At 66.1% G+C, this 24655-nt stretch carries 23 protein-coding genes, 1 pseudogene and 1 riboswitch; of the genes and pseudogenes, 20 read left to right on the top strand and 4 right to left on the bottom strand.

Features of this window, described 5'->3' with window-relative positions; all coding sequences use genetic code 11:
* Positions 1-214 precede the first annotated feature (214 nt).
* From secY to Q1V78_RS03110, 11 genes are all read left to right on the top strand, one after another.
* Positions 215-1549 (top strand): preprotein translocase subunit SecY, encoded by a 1335-nt coding sequence (secY, locus tag Q1V78_RS03160; RefSeq protein WP_300611530.1) that lies wholly within the window; start codon positions 215-217, stop codon positions 1547-1549.
* Positions 1546-2091, top strand: coding sequence for an adenylate kinase (locus tag Q1V78_RS03155; protein WP_300611528.1), 546 nt, complete (start codon positions 1546-1548; stop codon positions 2089-2091). Before secY ends, Q1V78_RS03155 begins: the two co-directional genes overlap by 4 nt.
* Before the next feature lie 158 nt (positions 2092-2249).
* A complete protein-coding gene (gene map / locus Q1V78_RS03150) occupies positions 2250-3044 on the top strand; it encodes a type I methionyl aminopeptidase (RefSeq protein WP_300611526.1) in 795 nt (264 codons plus the stop codon).
* Positions 3045-3222: 178 nt separating this feature from the next.
* Complete coding sequence (gene infA, locus Q1V78_RS03145; protein WP_018018723.1) at positions 3223-3441, top strand: translation initiation factor IF-1; 219 nt, start codon at positions 3223-3225, stop codon at positions 3439-3441.
* Between the two features lie 240 nt (positions 3442-3681).
* Positions 3682-4050 (top strand): 30S ribosomal protein S13, encoded by a 369-nt coding sequence (gene rpsM / locus Q1V78_RS03140; protein ID WP_300611520.1) that lies wholly within the window; start codon positions 3682-3684, stop codon positions 4048-4050.
* Positions 4050-4457: a 30S ribosomal protein S11 gene (gene rpsK / locus Q1V78_RS03135; protein WP_070761542.1), complete on the top strand. Its 408-nt coding sequence runs from the start codon at positions 4050-4052 to the stop codon at positions 4455-4457. The genes rpsM and rpsK overlap by 1 nt, the downstream gene beginning before the upstream one ends.
* A 25-nt stretch (positions 4458-4482) precedes the next feature.
* Positions 4483-5088: a 30S ribosomal protein S4 gene (rpsD, locus tag Q1V78_RS03130; protein ID WP_012359613.1), complete on the top strand. Its 606-nt coding sequence runs from the start codon at positions 4483-4485 to the stop codon at positions 5086-5088.
* Between the two features lie 113 nt (positions 5089-5201).
* The gene (locus Q1V78_RS03125) at positions 5202-6215 is read left to right on the top strand and encodes a DNA-directed RNA polymerase subunit alpha (protein WP_300611515.1); all 1014 of its coding nucleotides are present in this window, start codon (positions 5202-5204) and stop codon (positions 6213-6215) included.
* A gap of 46 nt (positions 6216-6261) precedes the next feature.
* A complete protein-coding gene (gene rplQ / locus Q1V78_RS03120; protein ID WP_300611513.1) occupies positions 6262-6723 on the top strand; it encodes a 50S ribosomal protein L17 in 462 nt (153 codons plus the stop codon).
* 237 nt (positions 6724-6960) lie between these two features.
* The gene (gene truA, locus Q1V78_RS03115) at positions 6961-7944 is read left to right on the top strand and encodes a tRNA pseudouridine(38-40) synthase TruA (RefSeq protein WP_300611511.1); all 984 of its coding nucleotides are present in this window, start codon (positions 6961-6963) and stop codon (positions 7942-7944) included.
* A 136-nt stretch (positions 7945-8080) separates the two neighbouring features.
* Positions 8081-8272 carry a hypothetical protein gene (locus tag Q1V78_RS03110; protein WP_300611509.1) on the top strand — a complete coding sequence of 64 codons (192 nt, stop codon included), beginning with the start codon at positions 8081-8083 and terminating at the stop codon, positions 8270-8272.
* A 566-nt stretch (positions 8273-8838) separates the two neighbouring features.
* On the opposite strand, the gene Q1V78_RS03105 is transcribed toward Q1V78_RS03110, so the two are convergent.
* Entirely contained in the window at positions 8839-9912 is a 1074-nt protein-coding gene (locus Q1V78_RS03105; protein ID WP_300611507.1) for a hypothetical protein, read from the bottom strand.
* A gap of 210 nt (positions 9913-10122) precedes the next feature.
* Here Q1V78_RS03105 and eccB point away from each other — a divergent pair, with 210 nt between their 5' ends.
* Entirely contained in the window at positions 10123-11484 is a 1362-nt protein-coding gene (gene eccB, locus Q1V78_RS03100; RefSeq protein WP_300611505.1) for a type VII secretion protein EccB, read from the top strand.
* 314 nt (positions 11485-11798) lie between these two features.
* On the opposite strand, the pseudogene Q1V78_RS03095 reads toward eccB, so the two are convergent.
* Positions 11799-12698, bottom strand: a pseudogene (locus tag Q1V78_RS03095) (S8 family serine peptidase); the annotation flags it as partial.
* Entirely contained in the window at positions 12695-13873 is a 1179-nt protein-coding gene (locus Q1V78_RS03090) for an EsaB/YukD family protein (protein ID WP_300611503.1), read from the bottom strand. The gene Q1V78_RS03090 and the pseudogene Q1V78_RS03095, both read right to left, overlap by 4 nt.
* 283 nt (positions 13874-14156) lie before the next feature.
* On the opposite strand from Q1V78_RS03090, the gene Q1V78_RS03085 reads away from it, so the two are divergent.
* From Q1V78_RS03085 to Q1V78_RS03075, 3 genes are all read left to right on the top strand, one after another.
* The gene (locus Q1V78_RS03085; protein WP_300611501.1) at positions 14157-17552 is read left to right on the top strand and encodes an FtsK/SpoIIIE domain-containing protein; all 3396 of its coding nucleotides are present in this window, start codon (positions 14157-14159) and stop codon (positions 17550-17552) included.
* Positions 17549-18976 (top strand): type VII secretion-associated protein, encoded by a 1428-nt coding sequence (locus tag Q1V78_RS03080; RefSeq protein ID WP_300611499.1) that lies wholly within the window; start codon positions 17549-17551, stop codon positions 18974-18976. The genes Q1V78_RS03085 and Q1V78_RS03080 overlap by 4 nt, the downstream gene beginning before the upstream one ends.
* A 217-nt stretch (positions 18977-19193) precedes the next feature.
* Positions 19194-19700, top strand: a complete 507-nt coding sequence (locus tag Q1V78_RS03075) for a 2'-5' RNA ligase family protein (RefSeq protein WP_300611624.1) — start codon at positions 19194-19196, stop codon at positions 19698-19700.
* Between the two features lie 119 nt (positions 19701-19819).
* Here the strand turns inward: Q1V78_RS03075 and Q1V78_RS03070 are convergent, their stop codons facing one another.
* Positions 19820-20542, bottom strand: a complete 723-nt coding sequence (locus Q1V78_RS03070; protein ID WP_300611497.1) for a DNA methyltransferase — start codon at positions 20540-20542, stop codon at positions 19820-19822.
* A 407-nt stretch (positions 20543-20949) separates the two neighbouring features.
* Between Q1V78_RS03070 and Q1V78_RS03065 the strand changes: the two genes are divergently transcribed.
* The 5 genes from Q1V78_RS03065 to Q1V78_RS03045 all read left to right on the top strand — a co-directional run.
* Complete coding sequence (locus tag Q1V78_RS03065) at positions 20950-21234, top strand: WXG100 family type VII secretion target (protein WP_012359626.1); 285 nt, start codon at positions 20950-20952, stop codon at positions 21232-21234.
* A gap of 72 nt (positions 21235-21306) precedes the next feature.
* Positions 21307-21588 (top strand): WXG100 family type VII secretion target, encoded by a 282-nt coding sequence (locus tag Q1V78_RS03060; RefSeq protein ID WP_012359627.1) that lies wholly within the window; start codon positions 21307-21309, stop codon positions 21586-21588.
* Between the two features lie 447 nt (positions 21589-22035).
* Entirely contained in the window at positions 22036-22479 is a 444-nt protein-coding gene (gene rplM, locus Q1V78_RS03055; protein WP_015381272.1) for a 50S ribosomal protein L13, read from the top strand.
* Positions 22479-23024: a 30S ribosomal protein S9 gene (rpsI, locus tag Q1V78_RS03050; protein WP_300611492.1), complete on the top strand. Its 546-nt coding sequence runs from the start codon at positions 22479-22481 to the stop codon at positions 23022-23024. The genes rplM and rpsI overlap by 1 nt, the downstream gene beginning before the upstream one ends.
* A 218-nt stretch (positions 23025-23242) precedes the next feature.
* Positions 23243-23391: riboswitch (TPP riboswitch) on the top strand.
* A partial coding sequence (locus tag Q1V78_RS03045; RefSeq protein WP_300611490.1) for a bifunctional hydroxymethylpyrimidine kinase/phosphomethylpyrimidine kinase occupies positions 23385-24655 on the top strand: 1271 nt, incomplete at its 3' end. Its footprint overlaps the riboswitch before it by 7 nt.

Below are 24655 nucleotides of genomic sequence, written 5' to 3'. Positions count from 1 at the left end.
TCTGGTTTGGTTATCTGCCTAGGCGAGCCTCATCCGGAAACGCTTAGGGGTGGCATAATAAGCAACCGGCAGCACGGCCACAGAACCCCGTGTCCGCACCGGCTGCTACTTTGCTACTAAAGACTTCAATCCCACGGCGCACGCCCTGCGGCACCGGCCCCGCGAGTCTTCGCGCGGCCACCACAGTGCGGGCCCACCAACACAGGAGGCCAGTTTGTCCGCCATCACCGGGGCGTTCAAAAACGTTGATCTCCGCAAGAAGATCCTTTTCACTCTTGCGATGATCATCCTGTACCGCATCGGCTCGCAGATCCCAACGCCGGGCGTCGACTACGCAAGCATCACCAAGCAGATCTCGGAGCTCACCGAGTCCTCCGCGGTCTACTCGCTGATCAACCTTTTCTCCGGCGGTGCGCTGCTGCAACTCTCGATCTTCGCGATCGGCATCATGCCGTACATTACGGCGTCGATTATCGTGCAGCTGCTCACCGTCGTGATCCCGAAGTTCGAGCAGCTCAAGAAGGAGGGTCAAACCGGGCAGGCGAAGATGACGGAATATACCCGTTATCTCACCGTCGCGCTGGCCCTGCTGCAGTCCGCAGGTATCGTCGCCCTGGCGGATCGCGAGCAGCTGCTTGGCGAGGGCATCCCGGTCCTCAAGGATGATGTCGGCATCTTCGGTCTGATCGTCATGGTCCTCGTCATGACCTCCGGTGCGGTGCTCGTGATGTGGCTCGGCGAGCTGATCACCGACCGCGGCGTGGGCAACGGCATGTCCCTGCTCATCATGGCGGGTATCGCAACCACCCTGCCGGGGGAGGGTGTGTCCATCCTCTCCAACTCCGGTGGATTCGTCTTTGGTGCTGTGGTCTTCGGGCTGCTGCTGCTCATCGTCGGCGTGGTCTTCGTCGAGCAGGGCCAGCGCCGCATCCCGGTGCAGTACGCCAAGCGCATGATCGGCCGCCGCCAGTACGGCGAGACCTCCACCTACCTGCCGCTCAAGGTCAACCAGGCCGGCGTGATCCCGGTGATCTTCGCGTCCTCCCTGCTGACCGTCCCGATCCTGATCACCCAGATCATCCAGTCCGGTGCCGCAGCCGGCGAGGACGTCGCGAACAACTGGTGGAACCGCAACGTCATGACCGTCCTGCAGAACCCAGCGGCATGGCAGTACATCCTGGTTTACCTCGCGCTGATCATCTTCTTCTCCTTCTTCTACGTCTCCGTCCAGTACGACCCGTACGACCAGGCGGACAACATGAAGAAGTACGGTGGCTTCATCCCGGGCATCCGTCCGGGCCGCCCGACCGCCGAGTACCTCGGCTACGTGATGAACCGCCTTCTGGTCGTGGGCTCCCTGTACTTGGGTATCATTGCGGTGCTGCCCAACATTCTCATTAACTTGGGAGTGGACACGTCCCAGGCCTCCGGCGGCGGCATGCCGTTCGGTGGTACCGCGGTTCTGATTCTCGTGTCCGTGGCCCTGACCACGGTCAAGCAGATCGAATCGCAAATGATGCAAGCTAACTACGAAGGATTCCTCAAATGAGACTAGTTCTCCTCGGCCCTCCCGGTGCCGGCAAGGGCACCCAGGCCCAGCTGCTCTCCGACGCACTGAACATCCCGCACATCTCCACGGGCGACCTGTTCCGCGCGAACATTTCCCAGGGCACCGAGCTTGGCAAGCAGGCTCAGGAGTACATGGACGCCGGCAAGCTGGTCCCGACCGAGGTCACCGCGAACATGGTCCGCGCCCGCCTCGACGAGAGCGACGCCGCCAACGGCTTCCTGCTGGACGGCTTCCCGCGCACCATCGAGCAGGCCGACCTGCTCGAGGAGATGCTCAAGGAGAAGGACCTAAAGCTGGACGCGGTCATCAACTACCAGGTCTCCGAGGACGTCGTGGTGGAGCGCATGCTCTCCCGTGGCCGTAACGACGACAACGAGTCCACGATCCGCACCCGCCTGCAGGTCTACCGCGAGGAGACCGCACCGCTGATCGACTACTACCAGGGCCGCATCCTCAACATCGACGCCGAGGGCTCCGTGGAGGACATCTCCGAGGCCACCCTCTGCGCCCTGGACAAGTAAACGCCAGGAAGCGTCGCCGCCACAACGCGCGGTGACCGCTGACGGTAGGGCCCAGTGGCCCGTTTTTCCCGCCCATCTTCCGGACGTCACCGGTGGGCGGGTTTAACTTTTGGCTCACCAATGTGGGCTGCGACAACACAAGAAGAAGGAGGCTTTCGGTGGCTTTCCGAAAGAAGAGCAAGAAGATCGCCGCGAAGACACCCGCGGAACTGGACGCCATGCAGGCCGCAGGCGAGGTCGTGGGCCGGACCCTGCAGGCCGTGAAGGCCGCCGCAAAGCCCGGGGTGAGCACCCTCGACCTCGACGAGGTTGCTGAGGCCACTATCCGCGAGGCCGGCGCCACGCCAGCCTTCCTCGGCTACCAGGGCTTCCCGGGCTCCATCTGCAGCTCCGTCAACGACATGGTCGTCCACGGCATCCCGGCGGCAGACGTGGTCCTCAAGGAAGGCGACCTCGTCTCCATCGACTGCGGCGCCACCCTCGACGGCTGGGTGGGGGACTCCGCCTGGACCTTCGGCATCGGCGAGCTCGCCCGCGAACACGAGCTGCTCAACCAGGCCACCGAGTGGGTCCTCATGGAGGGGCTCAAGGCAATGCGCCCGGGCAATCACCTCACCGACGTCTCCCACGCCCTCGAAGTCGCGACCCGCAAGGCCGAGGATAAGTTCGGCGTGCCGCTGCACATCATCGACGGCTACGGTGGCCACGGTATTGGCCGCAGCATGCACGAGGATCCGTACCTCGCCAACGAGGGCCGCCCGGGCCGCGGCCCGGTCATCCAGGAAGGTTCCGTGCTCGCGATCGAGCCGATGCTTTCCCTCGGCACCATCGACACCGCCGTCCTCGACGACGATTGGGGAGTGGTCACCGTTGACGGCAGCTACTCCTCCCACTGGGAGCACACCGTCGCCGCCACCGCCGGCGGCCCGCGCATCCTCACCCCGCGCCACTAATCCACCGGGCTCCTCCGCCCCTGGCCTGCAGTTGTTAAAGCCCCAGGTCACGTGTACGATAGACCGATGGTGCAGGTGACGCACCCCAAAAATGGGGAGCCAAGAAGGCCGCACCATCGTAGCGATACACGCACAAATAGCCGATGACCAGCATGTTCATCGGGGAAATGTGGAGGATATGGCCAAAGAAGGTGCCATTGAGGTTGAGGGCCGCATCGTCGAGCCCCTGCCGAATGCAATGTTCCGAGTCGAGCTGGATAACGGGCACAAGGTGCTCGCACACATCTCTGGCAAGATGCGCCAGCACTACATCCGCATCCTTCCTGAGGACCGCGTTGTAGTCGAGCTTTCTCCATACGACCTCTCTCGCGGTCGTATCGTTTACCGCTACAAGTAAAAAACTCTGTCAGCCTTCGTACATCCAAATCTCACCCGCCCATGGTCACATGCGGCACGGCCGCGCAACACGTGGCCATGTGGGTGAGGTTGCCTACCTCTGGCCGCGGCGGCCGGAGCCCGCTGCTGAACCTCTTGAACAACGACCCGCCCGATTGCGGGTGACGTCGTCAAAAGAAGGAAGCAGACCACCGGGATGAGTACGGAGAAAACCGCCGTAAAACCGGAAGGATAATGCCATATGGCACGCCTTGCTGGTGTAGACCTGCCACGCGAAAAGCGCATGGAGGTCGCACTGACCTACATCTTCGGAATCGGCCCAGCCCGATCCAAGAAGCTGCTGGAAAAGACCGGCATCTCCCCGGACCTGCGTTCCAAGGACCTGAGCGACGAGCAGCTCGCAGCTCTGCGTGACGTGATCGAAAACAACTGGAAGGTTGAGGGTGACCTCCGCCGCGAAATCCAGGCCGACATCCGTCGCAAGATCGAGATTGGTTCCTACCAGGGACTGCGCCACCGCCGTGGCCTGCCAGTCCGTGGCCAGCGCACCAAGACCAACGCTCGTACCCGTAAGGGCCCGAAGAAGACGATCGCAGGAAAGAAGAAGTAATGGCTGCACCGAAGAGCACCGCTACGCGCGCCCGCCGCGGCCGTCGCGTAGTCAAGAAGAACGTGACCCAGGGTCACGCATACATCAAGTCCACCTTCAACAACACCATCGTGTCCATCACGGACCCGAAGGGCCACGTCATCTCGTGGGCATCCTCCGGCCAGGTTGGCTTCAAGGGCTCCCGCAAGTCCACGCCTTTCGCCGCACAGATGGCTGCCGAGTCCGCTGCCCGCAAGGCAATGGAGCACGGCATGAAGAAGGTCGACGTTTTCGTCAAGGGACCGGGCTCTGGTCGCGAGACCGCAATCCGCTCCCTGTCCACCGCTGGGCTTGAGGTCGGCACCATCGCCGACGTCACCCCACAGCCGCACAACGGCTGCCGCCCACCGAAGCGTCGTCGCGTCTAAGAAAAGAAAGGTTAAGGGATAAACAATGGCTCGTTATACCGGCCCAGTTACCCGTAAGTCCCGTCGCCTCCGCGTCGACCTCGTCGGTGGCGACCGTTCCTTCGAGCGCCGCCCGTACCCACCGGGTCAGGCTGGCCGCGCTCGCATCAAGGAGTCGGAGTACCTGATCCAGCTGCAGGAGAAGCAGAAGGCTCGCTTCACCTACGGCGTCATGGAGAAGCAGTTCCGCCGTTACTACGCAGAGGCCAACGCAATGCCGGGCAAGACCGGTGACAACCTGGTCATCCTGCTGGAGGCTCGCCTCGACAACGTGATCTACCGCGCTGGTCTGGCACGCACCCGCCGCCAGGCACGTCAGCTGGTCTCCCACGGTCACTTCACCGTCAACGGTAAGAAGATCAACGTTCCGTCCTTCCGTGTCTCCCAGTACGACATCATCGATGTCCGCGATCGTTCCCGCTCCATGCTGTGGTTCGATGAGGCACAGGACAACCTGGTCGACGCCAACGTTCCGGCGTGGCTGCAGGTCGTTCCGTCCACCCTGCGCATCCTCGTGCACCAGCTGCCCGAGCGCGCTCAGATCGACATCCCGCTGCAGGAGCAGCTCATCGTCGAGTACTACTCCAAGTAGTCCGCGACATCGATCTGAAAAACAGACATTTACTCCCCGCCGTCTACCACCACGGTGCACGGCAATCCTGCTACCGGCGTCAAATAGCGGTCGCCGACAAGGAGAAGTAACACATGCTGATTTCCCAGCGTCCAGAGCTGTCCGAGGAGTTTATCGACGACTCCCGCTCCCGGTTCGTCATCGAGCCGCTTGAGCCGGGCTTCGGCTACACCCTCGGCAACTCCCTGCGCCGCACCCTGCTGTCCTCCATCCCAGGTGCAGCCGTGACCTCCCTGCGGATCGATGGTGTGCTCCACGAGTTCACCACCGTCCCGGGTGTGAAGGAGGATGTCTCCGACATCATCCTGAACATCAAGGCCCTCGTCCTGTCGAGCGACTTCGATGAGCCGGTCACCATGTACTTGCGCAAGGAAGGCCCAGGAGCGGTCACCGGCGCAGACATCGAGACCCCAGCTGGCGTGGAGGTCCACAACAAGGACCTGCACATCGCCACCCTCAACGAGCAGGGCAAGCTGGATATCGAGCTGGTCGTTGAGCGCGGCCGTGGCTACGTCCCAGCCGCCACCTCCACCGATGAGATCGGTCGCATCCCTGTCGACCAGATCTACTCCCCGGTCCTGAAGGTCAGCTACAAGGTCGAGGCAACCCGTGTCGAGCAGCGCACGGACTTCGACAAGCTGATCCTCGACGTGGAGACCAAGAGCTCCATGTCCGCGCGCGACGCCATGGCGTCCGCCGGCAAGACCCTGGTCGAGCTCTTCGGCCTGGCACAGGAGCTCAACATCGAGGCGGAGGGCATCGAAATCGGCCCGTCCCCCCAGGAATCCGAGCACATCGCCGCATACAACATGCCGATTGAGGACCTGGACTTCTCCGTGCGCAGCTACAACTGCCTGAAGCGGGAAGAGATCCACACCGTTGGTGAGCTGGCTGCTCGCACCGAGTCCGATCTGCTGGACATCCGGAACTTCGGCCAGAAGTCCATCAACGAGGTCAAGGTCAAGCTGGCTGGCTTGGGCCTGGCACTCAAGGACTCCCCAGAAGGTTTCGACCTCTCCGACATCGAAGGCTACGACGCCGAGACCGGTGAGTGGGTCGAGACCGAGGGCGAAGACATCGCGGAGTAAATCGCACTTAAGCGCTCAAAGCTTTTAACCCACTCGAGGAGAAGACATGCCAACCCCTAAGAAGGGCGCCCGTCTGGGCGGATCTGCTTCCCACCAGAAGAAGATCCTGTCCAATCTCGCAGCCCAGCTGTTCGAGAACGGCGCAATCAAAACCACGGACGCCAAGGCGAAGCTCCTGCGTCCCTACGCTGAGAAGATCATCACCAAGGCCAAGAACGGCACCCTGGCTGATCGTCGCAACGTTCTGAAGCTCATCCCGAACAAGGACGTCGTGTCCCACCTGTTCACCGAGCTGGCCCCGAAGTTCGAAGGCCGTGAGGGCGGTTACACCCGCATCATCAAGCTGGAGAACCGTAAGGGCGACAACGCTCCGATGTCCCAGATCTCCCTGGTGACCGAGGAGCTGGCTTCCAAGGAGGCAGAGCGTGCAACCCGCGCTGCTGCATCCAAGAAGGCCGAGGAGAAGAAGGCTGCTGAGGAGAAGGACGAGGCCGCAGAGGAGAAGTAATTCTCCGCTGAGGTGATCCTTCGATCTCTCCAGCCGGTGGGTTCCGTGAGGGCCTGCCGGGGAGCCGGGTACTACGCACGAGCGTGGTGCCCGGCTTTTGCTATTGGCGGGGTTGCTTGGCTGGCGTGGATTGCCTGGCTGGTGCGGTTAGCCGGGTTTGGGGAGCAGGCGCGGCCGGGGAGCAGGCGTGGGTGGCGGGGTTTCGGAGGCACGTATCCCGCCGGGTAGGTTTGGGGCATGAGTTCAACGGAAACTGGGGCAGCGGGGGGCGCGACGACTGGGGCTGGGACGACTGGCACTGGGACGAAGGTGACGGGGGCGGACGTCGACGTCGCTGCTAACGGTGCGGTGGGTGACGTCGTCAACGACGCCGCGGACGCTGGCGGGGAGACCGTTCGGGTGCGGATGGACGTCTCCTACGACGGGACGGATTTCCACGGATGGGCAGCGCAGAAGGGGGGCTTGCGGACCGTGCAGGGGGAGCTGGAGGAAAAGCTCTCGCTGGTGTGCCGCACGCCTGTGGAGTTGACCGTGGCGGGGCGGACGGATGCCGGCGTGCACGCCGATGGGCAGGTCTGCCACGCGGATATTCCGGCGGAGGCGTTTACGCAGCGCAGCCTGGCCCGGCCGGAGGATCTGGTGCGGCGGCTCTGCCGGATGCTGCCGGAGGATATTCGCCTGAACGCGGCGGTGGCTGCTCCGGAAGGCTTCGACGCACGGTTTTCTGCATTGCGGCGGCACTACGTGTATCGGGTGTGCACGGCCCCGGGCGGGCCGCTGCCACGGCGCGTGCGGGACACCGCTCGATGGCGCCGGCCGGTGGACCTGGAGAAGGTGCAGATCGCGGCGGATGCCCTGGTGGGGCTGAATAACTTCGCGGCCTACTGCAAGGCTCGTGAGGGGGCGACGACGATCCGTGAGCTGCAGGAGTTCACCTGGAAGGATGTGTCGACGCCCTCGGAGCCGCAGACTTATGAGGCGCACGTGGTGGCGGATGCGTTTTGCTGGTCGATGGTGCGCTCGATTGTGGGGGCCTGCCTGACGGTGGGGGAGGGCAAGCGCCCGGAGGGTTTCACCGCCGAGCTGCTGGAGATGGATGAGCGTAGTTCGCAGGTGCCGGTGGCTCCGGCGGAGGGGTTGAACCTGGTGGGCGTGGACTACCCGGACGCCTCGGAACTGGCGGCGCGGGCCGCGGAGACCCGGGCGGTGCGCGAGCTGTAGGGGGCTCGGACGGCGTGGGGCTGGGGATGCGTCGTGCTGAGCAGATTAGCGGGCTGATTCTAGCAGCGAACTGTCTGTCTTTTCGCACACATGAGGGCATACTGGCGGTGAAGGCTATCAGTATTGAAGGGAGGGCATGATGTCTGCACCACTGTTGGAACCAATCTCTAAGGCTGCTGCTGAGAAGGAGCTGGCCGAGCTGGAGAGTTCTGTGGGCGGAGACCTCGCAGAGTTCGAAAGCCGAGCCTATAGCTACAACCTGACCCCGCGAGAGTTCGCGAAGTGGGAGCGTATCACCGAGCTGCGGTGGCTGTTGGGCCTGGAGTAGCGCACGCGGAAAAGACGAAGCAGGGGTTGCTTCGAGGGAGGGGAAACAATCGAAAAGCTCGACGCTCTGGTACATGAGTTTGTTGACGACCGACGGAAGTCGAGCTACCCCAGTTCTCATATCCACGTGCATGCCCATCGGGATGAGATGACTCATCTTCTGGGGCTGCATAGGAAGCTCAATCCCAGTAACGATAAAAAGGTTAAAAACTTCATCTCGACGTACCCCGCCTTGTCGAGGTTTCACTTTCCTACGGGTGGTCACCGGTTCCGCCCAAGCCTGGAAGACGTATTGGAAGCCCTGAGGCAAGAATTCAAGCTGAAAGTTCCGAGGAAAAAAGATTGGGAAGATCGGCTGGTTGAGGCGCGGCTGAAGTGGCGGAAGACTCAGACAGCTGCGGCTGTGCGGGATTGTCCCGACCCTGCTCTTCGAGTTTTGGTGGATGAGCTCGGTATGCCTAGCCCCGTGGGCTGGGAGTGCCCTCCGGGAAACGAATCCAAGATTGTTCGCGGTTAGCGGATTGCTTTTGCTGATAGTGGCATAGCGCGGCGCGTTTTCCAGAGTCGCTAGCGGGGAGCTTCCGCGTGCTCGAGCGAGGTGGTGCTCGGCAGGTGCATCGGATCGAAGCGGACCTCGCGCCCACGGTGGCTCACGGTGCCACGGGAATCAATCACCAGATCCGCGATGATGCCGTGGCGAGTGGCCTCCTCGGTGGAGGAAGCCAACACCACCCGGCAGACGGTCGGCGACCAGGCCTCCCGCCAGCGCTCGCCGAGCCCCTGGGTGTCGGTAGTTGGCTGACCTTGGGACCCCTTCGCCGAGTGCATAGCCCCGGCAGCGGTCTGAGTGTTTGTGGCCTCTGCTTTGCCGTTCGGAGCGTCGAGCAGCTCGGCGCGCAGAACCTGAACCCAGGGCAGGTCGGCGGGCAGGCGTTCCAGCAGGCGCTCGGCGGAGCCAGCCCCGTGCAGAAGAACGGTGGACCCCGGCACGAGCTGAATCTGCACCGGATTACCCGAAGAACTCAGTCCCAGCAGCCAGCCGGGCGCAGGCAGCGCCCGGAACGTTGGCCCCGGGTCGGTGAACTCCTGCTGTGCGTTGGTATCGCTGGCACCGCTGCCCCTGCTGAGGGAATGCGCACCGTCTTCGGGCCCTGATGTGCTGGACGGTGCGGCACTATCGACCGGCCAGGCCACCACCCCGGCGCCGGCAGCCGCGAACGGCACCCGCCCGCTGAACTCCGCCGGGATCGAGGCGAAGGTCGCGCCCACATTCCCGGTGAGCAGGGCGGGCAGCTCCCCGCCCAGGTCCTGCTGGTGTACCAGCAGCGGTGGGCCGGCCACCGCGCTGGCGCTCGTGCTGACGTCCCCAATGGAAGAAGAGGAAGCGTGAGAAACGGTGCCGAAGCGGGCGGCGTTGGCGCCGTCCCCAGAAACCTCGGAGCCGGACGCGCCCATGCCAGCGACCAGGCGCGAAGCACCCACGGTGACCGGCTCCGGGGCGGTGAAGAAGTCGTGCGGGGCGGGCGCGATCCGCCACACCTGCCGCGCCTGATCCTCCGGACGGACCCGAGCGCGCCACAGCCACCAACCACCCGCGGTAGCCAGCGCGGCGACGATCCCGATGAGCAAAACATGCACCACAAACACGCGAATTCCCCCTGCGTATCCCCCGGGATGCCCCACATCCCTTGTTGATTCTCCCGAATTCTGTCACAGCGGATACGCGCGCGCATTAGATTGAAGAAATCGCCCTCGGGGGAGGGCAGCGGTGTGGCTCCTGTGGCAGGACTGCGGGGAACGCACGTTAGGCACCGCACACCAGGGACAACGCACAGAATTCAGGGGGACATCGTGCGCACCACAAGTCTGCAAGTATCGGGCTACCGTTTTCTGCTCCGGAGGCTGGAGCTCGCGCTGGTCATCGGCGACCCGCGCATGGCCCACGACCCGCTGCGGGCCCAACGCCGCAGCATCGGGGTCGGGCTGCTGCTCAGCGCGCTGATCGCGGGTGGTGCGGTGATGCTCTCGCTGTTGCGGCCGGCTCCTTCCATTGACGACGCCGCCCTCGTCGCCGACGAGCAGGGCAGCCTTCATGTTCGTCTGGAGGACGGTTTCCACCCGGTCAGCAACGTGGCGAGCGCGCGGCTGGTCTTGCGCCAGCCGGTGGAAGTGAAGAACTCCACCGCGGCGCTGATCCAGGAGGGCAATGGGGGAGCGCCGATGGGCCCCGCGGTAGGTATTGGGCACGTGCCGGGGCTGAACCCGGCGCCGGTGCGCCAGTGGCTGGTGTGCGATACCTCGGAGGCTGCGGGGAAGCCGGATACGCTGCAGGTCAGGGCCGTCGGTGAGGCGGAGAGTTACCAGCGGGGCGTAGTGCGCTCCGGCAAGGCGGTGTGGCTGATTGATGGCACGAAGCGCAGCCTCGCTGAGGGTGGGGCCGCGCGTGCCCTCGGGGCGGTGGAGATCCCGATGGCCCCGGAGCTGCTGAACCGCTTCGATGAGCAGGCCGATAGCTTGATCCCGCGTGGGCTTTCCGGGTTGCAGGAGCCCTTCCACCGGGCGGGGACGGTGGCGCACGCCGGCGACCGGGCGTTCCTGGTCGGGCGCGGAGGGGTCTCGGAGGTGACCGGCCCGCGCCGGGAGTACGTGGAGGCCCTGGCGCCGGGTGGTAGCTTCGACGCGGAGCTGGGCGCGGTCATGGCGCAACCGACGATTGACCTGCTGCCGAACGTGCCGGATCGGGAGGCCTCCTGGGCGCACCCGGCACAGACCTGCCTGGGGGAGAAAGGCTTGGCGGAGCCGGCGGGTGACGGCGACGGGGCAGGCGATGGGAAGCATGCCGGGGCCGGTGATGGAGCGGGTGACGGTTCTGCTGATGGGACCGGTGCTGACGGCAAGGATGAAGGCGCGGGTGATGGCGCGAATGAGGCCGCGGCGCAGGGCCCCCGGGCGGCTTACGCGGGACCTGCGGGCACCAGCGCCCTGCTCACCGAGCGTGGCTTCTTCCTTGTCGACGCCACCGGCACCCGCTTCACGGTGGGCAAAGCCGAGGACCTCACGGCCCTCGGCTTCACCGAGCACACTCAGGTGCCCTGGCGGGTGATCTCCGGGCTGCCGGAGGGCGGGGTGCTCTCCGAGGCGAATGCCCGTGCGACCAGCACGAGCACCAACGCGACCGCCAACACCGCAGAAAGCACCAACGGCACCCTGTAGTCCGTCACCTGCTCGGCGACGGGCGCGGCGGTGACGGCCACGGGAACGTCGGCTGCGGCGCCGCCGGGTGCATTGAGGGCGCCGGAAGCGGCCGCGTCGTGGGCCCCGGCCTCGTGGCCGGGGCCTTTGGCATGGGGATTACCGGGGAGGCCTACCTGGGCGCGCTCCACGGCGCCGCCATGCTCGTTCTGCCCCTCTGTGCGTGCCGCGAGGTCCCGTTGCTGCTCACGAGCCAGGCTCAGGGCAGCGGAAGGATCCACGACCTGCGCGGTCTGCAGCCCCTCCGCGCCCTCGACGGCACCACCCGGCTGGGCGGTATTTTGCAGCAGTCCCATCACCTCTGCCGCGGTGAGCTCCGGGCGCAGCTGCCAGACCATCGCCGCCACCCCGCTGACCACGGGGGCGGCGAAACTCGTGCCGATAAAGGGCTCCGGCGAGCCCACCACCGGCGGGGCATCGCCGACCTGCGCGACCACCGGACCTCCCGGCGCGTAGATGTCCGCGGGCACCCCGGCCAGCCCGTAGGCGGCAGGCACCCGGCCGCTGTTGAGCACGGCCGGAGCAGGCTGGTCGCCCGGAGAACCCCCGCCCGCGGCAGCGTGTCCTGTACCGGCTCCAGCGGTGCTCGTCCCCGTGGGGCCTCCGGCAGATCCCGCACCACCGCCCATCGCGGTCTCGCTCTCCACGGCCCCGACGGACAGCACCCCTGGCAGGGAGGCCGGGAACGTTGGGGTCCCGGCGTCGCACTGCCCAATGTTTCCGATGGGAGCGACCACCAGAGCGTTGTCGGCGACGAGCTCGCGCACCGCCTTCTTCAGCGCCGGGGCGGGTTCGCAGGTGACCATCGAAACGTTGACGATCTTGTGGTTGGCCTTGACCTTCCGCGCCTGCTCGAGAGCCGTGACCAGCTCCGCGACGGTGCCCTCCACCGCGTCGGGCCTAGAGGCGTGCCGGAGGCTGTGGATGTGCGCGCCGGGCGCGGCCTGCGCGGCGGTCGTGGCCACCGCGGTGCCGTGCAGAATGCACGAATCCCGTTCCCCGGTCGCCCCCGGCAGGACCACGCCGGTGTCCACCACGATGATGGTGCTGCCGTGGCCGGTGGCCAGGTCGTGCGGGTATGCCGGTGCAGGCAGATGCACATCCGGGTCGCGGGACTGCTCTTGGCAGTTGAGGTTGATATTCCCGCGTGCGGGAGCTGCTGGTGGGGGAGTCATCCGAGCCCCCTGATCAGCTCAAACACGCCCGCCCCATGCAGGGTTAGCGGCACTGCGGCGCAGAATGCCACGGCCTCCAGGGCGTCGACGATCCGGCCCACCCGGGGCGAGGAGATCTGCACCAGCGGCAGGGCGACCAGCACCAATGCGAGCACGCCCCACGGCACCTGATGGCCCAGCCACACGATCGAACAACCCGCCATCACGGCCAGCGCATTGGCGTGGAAGGGGCGAGTACCACGGGCAGACAGCGCGGCCACGACCAGCGAGACCACCAGCAGCACCGTCCACACTGACGGCGCGGGCCCACCCCACGGCACCAGCTGAACCACGGAGGCGAACAACCAAGCGCACGCCGCCGCCACCAGGGCGGAGTGCACCTGCACCACCGGGCCGGCCTCGTTGGCCACCGGATCGCGGAACACACCCGCAGCCGGAACGCGCGGGATCACGACCTTTGCGATCGCCAGCGCCACCTGGCCGGAATAGATCAGCAGCACCACCGCGGCCAGCGCAGTGATCGGCGGCCAGAAGTTGATCGCCGCCAATACCGCAGCCGCGATCGTGCCGACCCGCACCGGGCCTGGCCGCCACACCAACAGCGCCGCGACCACGCAGCCAACCAGCACGTTCACATTCAACCCGGCAGCAAAACCCAGGGCCGCTGCCACGGGCGCAAAGCGCCGATCAAACAAGCTCAACGCGGCCACCGCCACCGCAGCGAAAGCACTAAACACCAACGGCAACAACACCGAGAGGTCGACCCCACCGCCCGCGGCGGCGTCGGAAAAACCAAAATGGGACGCACCGTGGAAATCCAACGGATGCCACAACGGGGCCGCGCGGAAGGCGAGAAACACCACGGCAGCAGCGACGATCCAGGCCGCGTAATTGGTGCCGACGTCCCCGGATAACTCATCCGCCGCCTCCAGCGGCGGGGCGGGTGGCTCGGCGGGTTTGCGACAGTGCAAAGCCAAGGCCTCGCCCGCGTGGATGCCGGCCTCTGCGAGCGACTGCTCCGGCGCGACCACCCCGACCGCGCGGCGCAGCTCCCACAACTGGCCCGGTTCCGGGTCCACGAGATGCGGAATCAGCTCAGCGACCGGCACGTGATCCGCCACCGCGGCGTTAATCACCTTGCCCGTGCTGGGCACAAAAATGCTGATGGCAATCAAGAAATCCCCCTCAAATTTTCCCCCAATTTTTCGCCCCGACCCGTGTACCCCAGCCGGGACTGAACAGAACAATAGCGGGTAGGGCGGACACGGGGGTAGAAAATTGGGGGATTTCGCCACGCGATGTCTCCACCGGGGTCTATGTTTAGGCGCACACGGCCATTGAGCTACCTCGTGCGGCGCATTCGCGCTGGGCACACGGGGTAGGGGGAGTGCCAGCAACCTGCGGGGGCAGGGGCGCGATTGGCCGGTTGAGGGGTTCAACACAAGGGGGAAAACCGCGGTGAAAGCGCAATCACCACCAACTTTGCCGAAGGAAAAACAGCCCTTCGTCCGCATACTCATGCCCGCGATCATGCTGGTCGCGGTGCTGGGGATGGTCGCGGCGATGGTGATGTCCGGGGCAGGGCGTTCGCCCATGACGTTCATCTTTCCGCTCATGATGCTGGGTTCGATGGCGATGATGTTCCAGTCCAGCACGGACGTCAACGAGGTCCGTAGGGGGTTCCACCGGCATCTGGACGCGCTGTCCGATTCGGTCAAGAAAGCCCGGCGCGAGCAGCTGGTTCGTATGAACCGGGAGCATCCGCATCCGGGCACGCTGTGGAATCACATCCATGCTGGCGAGCTGCCGAGCGCAGCACCCGGGGTGGTGCGCATCGGGGTGGCGGTGCAGGCGCCGGATGATCCGCTGGAGATCCCGGTCAACGCCCCACCGGAAGACCTAGAGCCGGTGAGCGCGATGAGCTTGCGTGACCTGGCGTTGCGCACCGCGACGATCGAGGCGCCGGTGGCGGTGGACGTGCGTGCATTCCCGTATGTCGCGATCGTTGGCGAGGGGGCGGCGGGGTTGGCGCGCGCGATGCAGGCGCAGCTGGTCGCCCAGCCCTCGGAGGACGTCGGCGTGCGCGGGCCGCATGATCAGTGGCTGCCCCACGATGGGTCGGTGCGGGTGAATTTCTGCACGGGCGCGGACCCGGTGACGTTGAACTCGGTGGTGGTGGAGCCCAGCAGCGAGTGGGTGGATGCCGCGCAGAGCCAGGGGTTGTATCTGTACGTCGCCGGGGCCGAGGAAGGCTTCGCGATGAGCGCGTGGACCGTGGACGGCTGGGCGCCGTTCGGGCTGGCGGACCAGCTCAGCGACGTGGAGCTGGCGATGGTGTGCCGGGCGCGCTCCCAAGTGACTTCGGGGACGAGCCTGCTGGAGCTGCCGGGTGGGGACCTGCGCGCCCCGATTGGGTTCTCTGGCGCGCCGGTGTACCTGGACATCAAGGAATCCGCGCTGGGCGGGATCGGCCCGCACGGGTTGTGCATCGGGGCGACGGGCTCGGGTAAATCTGAGCTGCTGAAGTCCGTGGTGGTCAGCTTCGCGCATAACCACAGCCCGGAGGAGCTGAACTTCATCCTGGTGGACTTCAAGGGTGGCGCGGCGTTCCTGGGGTTGGACAAGCTGCCGCACACCTCCGCGGTGATCACCAACCTGGTGGACGAGGCAGGCCTGGTGGATCGCATGCAGGACTCGCTGCTCGGTGAGATGCACCGGAGGCAGGAGCGGCTGCGGGCGGCTGGCATGTCCACGGCCCTGGAGTTCAACGAGGCCTTCCCGGGCCAGATGCCGGCGCTGTTCATCGTCGTGGATGAGTTCTCCGAGCTGCTGCAGAACCGGCCGGAGTTCGCGGAGGTCTTCGCCGCGATCGGGCGTTTGGGCCGCAGCCTGCGGATGCACCTGCTGCTGGCCAGCCAGCGCTTTGAGGAGGGCAGGTTGCGGGGCCTGGAATCCCACCTGAGTTACCGGATTGCGCTGCGGACATTTTCGGCGGCGGAGTCGCGGGCGCTGATCGGCTCCACCGCGGCGTTTGAGCTACCCGCGAACCCGGGCGCAGCCATCCTTTCTGCCCATGACACGGTGCGTTTCCACAGCGCCTATGTCTCCGGCCCGGAGCTGCCCCGTGACCAGCGGCTGATCCAGGAGCTCGGCAGCGAGGTGGAGTCCACGACCACCACCCTGCAGCTGGTGGTGGACCGGCTGCAGGGGCCGAATAAGAACCCGATCTGGCTGCCGCCGCTGCCCACGATGTTGCCGGCGCACGAGGTGCTGGCGGATGCCGGTGTTGGCACACCGGAGGCTGGAACTAACAACAACGGTGCAGCTACCGCGACGAGCAAGGCGGCAACGACGTCGTCGTCGGTAAAGATGGAACCGCTGACGGCAGCGATCGGGCTGGAGGACCTGCCGTTCGAAGGGGTGCAGCGGACCTACCGGATGGGCCTGAACCGGCGGCACTGGGCGATCGTCGGCCAACCACGGACGGGTAAGACGATGACGGTGCGTGCGCTCGTGCTCGCACTCGGGCTGAGCAGTCCGGGCGTGCCGATCTATATCTTCGATCCCGGTGGCTCGCTGCGAGACCTAGCACGGCTGCCACAGGTCGCGGCGGTGGTTGGCCAGGAGCACGCGGGGCGCCTGCTGGATGAGGTGGACCTGGTGGAAGGCCCGCGCGTGCTGATCGTGGATGGGCTGGACCAGCTCACCGCGATTGGGGAGGAGGAGCAGCGGCTCATCCAGCTGGCGACCAGCGGGCTGGAGCGTGGCCTGCACGTGGTGGTCACCGCGCTGCGCTGGAATTTCCGCCCCTCGCTGCGTGACGTGCTCACCGGGCACGTGGAGATGAAGATGACCGCGCTGGATGCTGAGTTTCGGGACGCGCAGAAGTCCCTGCCGGACGTTCCGGGGCGGGGCGTGTCGCATAACGGCAAGCACATCCAGGTGGCGTTTTGTGCAGCCCAGGACGTGGAGCACGTGCGCAAAGTCAGCGTGGCCCGGGGTGAGAAGGACGTTGCGATGCGGGTGCTGCCGGACCGGATCGGGCTGGCGGAGCTGCTGGACGGCATGCCGGGTGTGGGGTCCGAAACGGTGGGAGCATCGACGCACGGGCAAGCGTTCGCGCAGGCCCCGGTGGTGCCCTTCGCGCTGGGTGGGCCGCGCCTGGATGCGGTGACCTGGGACAGCGGGGAGTTCCCGCACCTGGTCGTCATCGGCCAGGCCGGGGCGGGTGCGACCAGCACGCTGCGCACGGTGGCTGCCAGCATCGACCAGCTGCCCGAGGGGCGCGCGAAAGTGTTGGCCACCGACACCCGCCGCGGCCTGCTCGGCAGCCCCGGCTACCTGGGCGCAGAGCAGTTCCGTCAGCGGCTCGCTGAATGGGTCGAGGTGCTGCAGGCCCGCGTGCCGAAAGACGTCTCCGTCGAGCAACTACGGGACCGTTCCTGGTGGTCCGGCCCGGAGTTGTTCGTGATCGTCGACGATTCAGACAACGACCCTGGCCTCGACGCGCTGGTGCCGTTGCTGCCCTACGCGGCGGACATTGGCCTGCACCTGGTGCTCGCCCGGCGTTCGGGGCAGTTCGCCCGCTCTGCCTTCCAACCGCTCATGCAGGCCATGCGCGACCACAGCGCGTGGTTGCTGCTCTCCGCGCCGCGTGAGGACGGGCCGATCGCGGGCCAGAAACTGTGCCGACGCCAACCCGGGCGCGGAGTGTACGTCCACGCGGAATCCTGGCTGGTCCAGGTCGCAGAGACGGACCAATCGGCATCATCTGAACCCGCCGAAGCGCGTCAACAAACCAGTGCCGGCGCCACGGGTGCGTCCAAGAAGGAACAGACGGAGGAGAAGCGATGAATCCGAGCGCAACCAAACCCCCGATTCCCGCGATGGGGCTGCTCGCGGAGGCTGTGGCCCGCTACGAGTCAGGACTGCTGGTCCACGGTGATCAGGTCACGGACCTGCTGACCGGGTTCAGCCTCACGATGCCTCCCATCACCGGGCCCGACACGGCCAGCACACTTGCGTTCCGCGGCAGCGGGATTGACCTGCAGGAGCTGGATGACCTCGCCGAACTGGTTACCCAGGTGATGCAGCAGCGGATGAACAGCCCACACGCCGCGGGCTTGGACTCCGGAATCCCGCGGGACCACTTTCCCTACGGAGTAGGCGAATCCGAGCCGGACGTGCTGGTCACTGGTGGGCAGGCTGCCCCGATCGCCACCTACCTGCGCGCCGCTGGGTTCCGAGCGCGGGTGGTAGACACCCAGTACGCGATGACGCTAGCCAGCAGCCTCGCGGTCGCACAACAGGAGCTGCTGGCCCTGAGCCCGGAGGGGCCGGTGAGTGCTGGTGCCGGGGCCAGGGGCAGCGCCCGAGGTGGAGTGGATGCCGGGAACCTCACGCATACGGCAGGTGCTGGGCAGGGTGCTTCCGCGCCGGGTGTGCCTTCTGTGGAGGAGGCCCGGACGAGACCCAACCGGGTTCTATCGGGGGATCTTTCGGGCTCACGGGACAAGGCCGAGCCAGCACGGTCTGCGGTGAACAGTGGGGGAGCGGGTGCTGTGGCGCCGCGGAAGCTCCCGCTGGGAGCCAGCCCGGTGGCTGCGGCCTTTGTCGCGATCATCATCGTTGCCGGAGCAATGGCAGCCGGGCTCGCGCTCGACGCTGCAGGTGGTGCCGGGGAAGACACCCAGGCAGTTGCGAACGCCGAGGATGGTGACGGTGCTGCCGGGCAGGTCGGGCCCGGTGCTGGGGAGAGCGGAGACGGGGAAGGCCCCGGGAAGGAGGACGCGGATCGCAACCGCCAGCCAGAGACCCCGCCACCATTCACCCCGCCGCCGAACAGGCCGGGCATGCAGGAACCGAAGATCAACGGCAAAGATGCAGACCACCGCGCCGCCGACCGTGCTGACGTCCCCGTGACGGCGGACTGGCCGAAGGGGTGGAACCTCGCCGAAGCCACCCCGCAGCGGGAGACCTACCAGTCTGAGAAGGACGCCGGCATGCGCGTGCTGCTGGCCGCAAAACCCGCTCCGCTGAAGAGTCAGGCGGAATTGGATATAGCCGTGCTCAAGGCACTGCGGGACGCGCCGGGCACGAAGGTCGCCAGCGAATCCCCGGTCAGCTACCGGGAGAAGTACCCGGACTCCGAAACGCTCTGGTACGTCCGGCTCGTGGATGGCCACCAGGTGTCTATCGGCTGCCAATACCGGGAGCCCAACCCGGTGCGTTCCCGGGTGTGTGAGCAGGTGGTGGACTCGGCCCGGCCGGAGAAGTAGGTGCTGTGGTGCCGGCGCCATGCCGGGGTGAGGTGCTCGCGCCCAATCCGCCTCGACCAATTCGCCACGCCGGAACGATGCCATAGCCGAGTCGGCGCCGGGCCGACGCCACGCGCGGGCCGCTTCGGGGCGCGCAGTGGCTTCGGTAGGGTGCAGGCAGAAGTGGTGCGCAGTTACAGCGCCACAGGAACGGCTGGGAAGAGCGGAGGTGAACGCGGTGACGTCCCCGGAAAACATCCTGCTGCACCTCGCGGAAGAACAAGAAGCGCAGGTCCGGGAGATCTTCGCCGCGCTCGAACAGCGGGGCTTTCCCACCCAGCACCAAACCCCGCACATCACCATCACCTTCGCCCCGCGCATGGAACAGCCCGTCGTGGACCTGGCCGAAGAACTCCTCGCGCCCCTCATGCCCGCCACCCTTCAGCGGATGGGCACGGTCGTGTTCGGCACCCGGCGCAAGCAGACCGTCGCGTGGCTGCTGGAAGCCAGCGACGAGCTCGAAACCGCGGCGCGCGCGATCAGCACCGCCAACCCGGAGGGGCGCGGCCCGCGCTGGATCCCGCACCTGACGATGGGGCTGCGCCTTCCCCGGGCCATCGTCCCGGACTACATCCGTGCACTCGACGAGCTCAGCCCGCCGGAACTTCGCCAGCTCACCGCGGCCGAAGCCGGTCTCCGGGTGCCGAGCACGGACCAGTTCTTCCGCTTTTCGTCGGCCCAGTAGACCGACCTCGACAGCGTGGGCGCTAGAAGCTGGGGGACCACCAACACGGGTTCGGCCACGCAGCCCAGCCCGCCCGGTGATCCCAGCTCCGTCCCTCCAGCCAGCCCCCCGGCGCCCAGCTACGCCCTGCGCCGGAAGACGAGCAGCGCGTCGCGGACGATGTCGTGCGGATATTCATCCCACTCGATCTCCACCACGGCGACCTGCTCCAGGTGCTCGGCCAGCAACCCGGCGCAGTCTGCGATCAGCGGGGTCAGCACTCCGGCAGGCTGAATATCGCCCACATTCCACACCACGTGCCCACCGGGGACCACTAGCCGCGCGCACTCGGCCGCCACCCCGCCCAGCTCCGTGAGGTAACGCCGATAGTCCCCGCCGCCGCACTCATAAGCCTCCAGCGGATCGGCCTCGTCCTCCGTCGCGGCCATGTATGGCGGGGACGTGAGCACCAGGTCCACCGCAGGTTGCGGCTCGTCTTCGTCCGTTCTTTCCGACGACGACGCCAACATCGGCAGGATCCGGCGCGCGTCCCCAGCGACCACGCTCGCCCCCGGTGCCGCCACGCGAATCTGAGCGACCCGTTCCGGCAGCAGCTCGATGCCCCCGGCCCGCCGGCCGAGTCGCACGGCACGGGCAAGCGTGGTCCCGAAACCCGCGAAGGGGTCAAAAACCAGGTCGCCAGGGGCGGAATAAGCACGGATCACGTGGTCCACGATCGCGGTGCACATGTGGACGTCCTCGTCCGCGCCGGAAGGGCGGTCTACGAGGAACTCGGCGATGCCCGTTCGCAGGGGTGTGGCGGGGGCTGCCGGTGGCGCATCCAGGGGTGGGGAAGGCGTCATGAACTGCAGTTTAGCCGGACGTCCTGAAAAGACCAGCGACAGGTACGGGGAGTTGCGGGCCATCCCGCCCCGTGTCGGTCGAGCGCTCCCTGTGCCCGCGCTGTGCATTCAACCCCCGTATACGTTGCGCCACCCCTTGCGTTCGGCCCGCACCCGCTGTGTTTCGCGCGCCATCCGTAAGTTTTCCACCCCACCCGGCACGTTTCGCACCCCACCTTTGTGTTTTGCAGAGTTTGATGTCGGAAATCGGGCCAAAAGCGACATCAAACTCTGCAAAACGCGGAGGGGGGCACGGGGAAGCGCTGAGTTTGAAGGAATTTTGGGAAACCGGGAACCTTCTGGGCCCGTTAGTTGTCTAATACTTCTGACGGACCGATAACCGGTTCGCGAAAACATGGGGAGGGAACATGAGTTTTAGGACAGATGTCGCAACGATGACCGGGGCGGCCAGCAACGTTGACCAGGTCAACGCAAGCATCCAGGGGGAGCTGTCCCGACTGCAGGGCATCGTCGCGGAGACCTCCGGCGTGTGGCGCGGCCAGGCGCAGGGAGCATTCCAGAACCTGATGGAGCGCTGGAACACCAGCGCCCGGGAGCTCAGCGAAGCGCTGAACAGCATCTCTGAGAACATCCGGGCCAACGCGCGCTCCTTCGACGACACCGAGCTCGAGAACATGCAGGCATTCCGCTAAACCAGCGCTTGATGCGGCCGCCACAACAGGGGCCGCGCGGCACACAGAAAATCCAGGGGGGATTGAAACACAATGATCAAGTACAACTTTGGCATGATCGCGCAGACAGCCGACGATATTAACCAGACCCGGGGGCGGATCAACGGCAATCTGGAGGACCTCAAACAGCAGCTGCAGCCGCTCGTCGCGGACTGGGAAGGCGAGTCCTCGGAGGCCTACCAGCAGGCGCAGCTGCGCTGGGATCGCGCGGCCGCTGAGCTCAACGAGGTGCTCGGCCAGATCAGCGTCACGGTTCGCCAGGCCAACGATCGCATGAGCCAGATCAACACCTCGGCGGCCCGCAGCTGGGCGTAGCGGACTAGAGGTCCAATCACCTGAACGGACCGAATAGCTTGAGAGCCTGAACGGTCGAACGCAACACCCCGTGGGGAACTCCCCGCGGGGTGTTGCCGTGCGTGGGGTGCAGTGAAGAGCGCGTGGGCAAGGGGTAGGACGCCACCGTTTCCCGGGCAAGGGTCGTTCAAGAGGAAGACGTCGCCGTGCCCAGTGTCCCCACGAATCGCACCGTGCGTGGTCATGAAGCGCTCCGCCGGCGAGCCAGGAGGCGGGCGTAGCGACGTCCTAAAATTTGGCGGATGAGCTGCGGATAGCTAGGGTGTTAAAGGTTGCATAACGTGTCCTCGGGTCTCCACCGGCCGCCGAGGATCCTTGAGCAGCGGAAGAAACTGCCCCTGAGCAGTGCCTTCCCCGCTCGAGCGCAGCTCTGGCTGGCAGTTCCGATTCGACCTACAGGAGTCCAACGTGACTACTTTCCACCCGAAGAGCGGTGACATTACCCGTAAGTGGTACGTCATCGACGCCACTGACGTGGTGCTGGGTCGCCTGGCCGTCACCGCAGCTGACCTGCTGCGCGGCAAGGGCAAGCCGACCTTCGCACCGAACGTTGACTGCGGCGACAACGTCATCATCATCAACGCCGACAAGGTTCACATCTCCTCCAACAAGCGTGACCGCGAGATGCGCTACCGCCACTCTGGCTACCCAGGTGGCCTGAAGTCCATGACCCTGGGCCGTTCCCTGGAGCTGAACCCAGAGCGCGTCATCGAAGAGGCTGTTCGTGGCATGATGCCGCAGAACAAGCTGTCCAACGCTTCCGTTAAGAAGCTTCGCGTCTTCGCCGGCTCCGAGCACCCGTACGCTGCTCAGAAGCCAGAGACCTACGAGATCAAGCAGGTGGCACAGTAATGGCTGAGAACTTCGACAACACCGAGGCCTTCGAGAACGAGGCCGCACAGTACACCTCCACCGACGCTGCCAACGAGGAGTTCGTGGCATCCATCGGTGACTCCCTCAACGTTGAGGGCCAGGAGGCCGAAGAGGTCGCACCGGCTGCTCCGCTGTACGAGGGGCCGATCCAGACCGTTGGTCGCCGTAAGCGCGCCATCGTCCGCGTCCGCATGGTTGAGGGCTCCGGCCAGATCACCTGCAACGGCCGCGCACTGGAGGACTACTTCCCGAACAAGCTCCACGAGCAGCTCATCAAGGACCCGCTGGTCCTGCTGGAGCGCGAGAACCAGTTCGACATCCAGGCAACCCTGACCGGCGGTGGCCCGTCCGGCCAGGCTGGTGCGATGCGTCTGGCTATCGCCCGCGCCCTGAACAAGTACAACCCGGAGGAGCGCACCCAGCTGAAGAAGGCTGGCTTCCTGACCCGCGACGCTCGTGCTGTCGAGCGTAAGAAGGCAGGTCTGCACGGTGCACGTCGTGCCCCGCAGTACTCCAAGCGCTAAACCTTCACCGGTTTTATTGCCCCAAACCCCCGCATCGGCTTTCGGCCGAGCGGGGTTTCGGCGTTTCTGGGGGGGGAGCGGTTGCGGTTGTCGTTGCGGTGGCGATGGGGCACGGTTGCGGGCGGAGGCGGGAGCCAGCCCGGGGTGGAGGAGCAATCCGGCTTGGCCGTAGCCCAACCGCTGCCTGGCAGTTGCTAGGCTGTGGAGCCACAGGTCAAAAATAACGCAAGGGGTGCGGCCCGACCGCGCGCAATCCGCGCAAATGAGCAGGTGGCAGATACTCACCACCAGCCACGAGGCCGCTGAGAACACACCCTAAGAACCTGATCTAGTTCGTACTAGCGAAGGGATGCTTGCACAATGCACAACTCGAATCTGCCCGAAACCAACCCAACCCCCGCGATCCCGCGCGTGCTCTCCATCGCGGGCACCGACCCCTCAGGTGGTGCGGGCCAGACCGCGGACCTGAAGTCCATTGCGGCGGCCGGCGGCTACGGCATGTCCGTCATCACCGCCCTCGTCTCCCAGAACACCCAGGGCGTGCAGGCCATCGAGGAGATCGACCACGGCTTCGTCCGCAAGCAGTTCGACTCCGTCTTCGGGGACGTCACCGTCGACGCCATCAAGATCGGCATGCTCGGCGACGCCGCGACCGTCGCCCTCGTCCGCGAGGCGCTGCGCGACAACCCCGCGCCCGTCGTTGTCCTCGACCCGGTCATGGTCTCCAGCTCGGGGCACCGCCTGCTGGAGGAGGACGCGGAGGACGCGGTGCGCGGCCTGGTCGCGGACGTGGACGTCATCACCCCGAACGTCCCCGAGCTCGCCGTCCTGACTGGGAATGACGCCGCGACCGACTACGACGCCGCCGTCGCCCAGGCGCAGCCGCTCGCGCGGGAGAACGACACCATCGTCATCGTCAAGGGCGGCCACTTGAGCGGGGAGCGGGCGGACAACGCCGTCGTGCACCCGGACGGGCGGGTCGAGCGCGTGTCGACCTACCGCATCGATACGCGTAATACCCACGGCACTGGCTGCAGCCTCTCCTCGGCGCTGGCCACCCGCATGGGGCTCGGCGAGGACGCCGGGACCGCGGTGCGCTGGTCCACCCGCTGGCTGCACGAGGCGATCGAGAACGGCGAGAAGCTACAGGTCGGCGACGGCACCGGCTTCGGCCCGGTCGACCACAGCCACCGTACCCGCCGGCTGGAGCAGGCCGCCAGCAGCGAGATCTGGCCGCACCTGCGCGGCGAGCTGCCGGAAGGTCAGGGCTACGCCGCCGCCCCGACCCCGCACCTGGCACCCGCGGGCCCGCACACCCGCCGCCTGTGGGACCTGACGGGCCAGGTGTGGCAGGAGATCATGGAGCTGCCGTTCATTCGTGGCCTGGCTTCCGGGCGGCTGGCGGAGGATGATTTCAACTTCTACCTCGCCCAGGATGCCCTCTATCTGAACCGCTACTCGCGCGCGCTGGCGGAGCTATCCACCAAGGCCCCGGATTCCGCGGGCCAGGTGATGTGGGCGAACTCCGCGGCCGGCTGCATCGAGGGCGAGGCAGAGCTGCACCGTTCCTGGCTGAAGGGCCGTGGGATCGAGGACGCGTCTGCGAATCCGGTGGCGCCGTCCCCGGTCAC

Origin of the sequence: Corynebacterium sp., assembly GCF_030152825.1 — a bacterium.
Classification (GTDB): Bacteria; Actinomycetota; Actinomycetes; order Mycobacteriales; family Mycobacteriaceae; genus Corynebacterium.
The sequence above is the reverse complement of the archived record's forward strand: the minus strand, read 5'-3'. Positions and strand labels throughout refer to the sequence as shown.

Coding starts and splice junctions, on each gene's coding strand:
- Q1V78_RS03155 (WP_300611528.1), top strand. CDS start 1,546: ATGAGACTAGTTCTCCTCGGCCCTCCCGGTGCCGGCAAGGGCACCCAG.
- infA (WP_018018723.1), top strand. CDS start 3,223: ATGGCCAAAGAAGGTGCCATTGAGGTTGAGGGCCGCATCGTCGAGCCC.
- rpsM (WP_300611520.1), top strand. CDS start 3,682: ATGGCACGCCTTGCTGGTGTAGACCTGCCACGCGAAAAGCGCATGGAG.
- rpsK (WP_070761542.1), top strand. CDS start 4,050: ATGGCTGCACCGAAGAGCACCGCTACGCGCGCCCGCCGCGGCCGTCGC.
- rpsD (WP_012359613.1), top strand. CDS start 4,483: ATGGCTCGTTATACCGGCCCAGTTACCCGTAAGTCCCGTCGCCTCCGC.
- Q1V78_RS03125 (WP_300611515.1), top strand. CDS start 5,202: ATGCTGATTTCCCAGCGTCCAGAGCTGTCCGAGGAGTTTATCGACGAC.
- rplQ (WP_300611513.1), top strand. CDS start 6,262: ATGCCAACCCCTAAGAAGGGCGCCCGTCTGGGCGGATCTGCTTCCCAC.
- truA (WP_300611511.1), top strand. CDS start 6,961: ATGAGTTCAACGGAAACTGGGGCAGCGGGGGGCGCGACGACTGGGGCT.
- Q1V78_RS03110 (WP_300611509.1), top strand. CDS start 8,081: ATGATGTCTGCACCACTGTTGGAACCAATCTCTAAGGCTGCTGCTGAG.
- Q1V78_RS03080 (WP_300611499.1), top strand. CDS start 17,549: ATGAATCCGAGCGCAACCAAACCCCCGATTCCCGCGATGGGGCTGCTC.
- Q1V78_RS03070 (WP_300611497.1), bottom strand. CDS start 20,542: ATGACGCCTTCCCCACCCCTGGATGCGCCACCGGCAGCCCCCGCCACA.
- Q1V78_RS03065 (WP_012359626.1), top strand. CDS start 20,950: ATGAGTTTTAGGACAGATGTCGCAACGATGACCGGGGCGGCCAGCAAC.
- Q1V78_RS03060 (WP_012359627.1), top strand. CDS start 21,307: ATGATCAAGTACAACTTTGGCATGATCGCGCAGACAGCCGACGATATT.
- rpsI (WP_300611492.1), top strand. CDS start 22,479: ATGGCTGAGAACTTCGACAACACCGAGGCCTTCGAGAACGAGGCCGCA.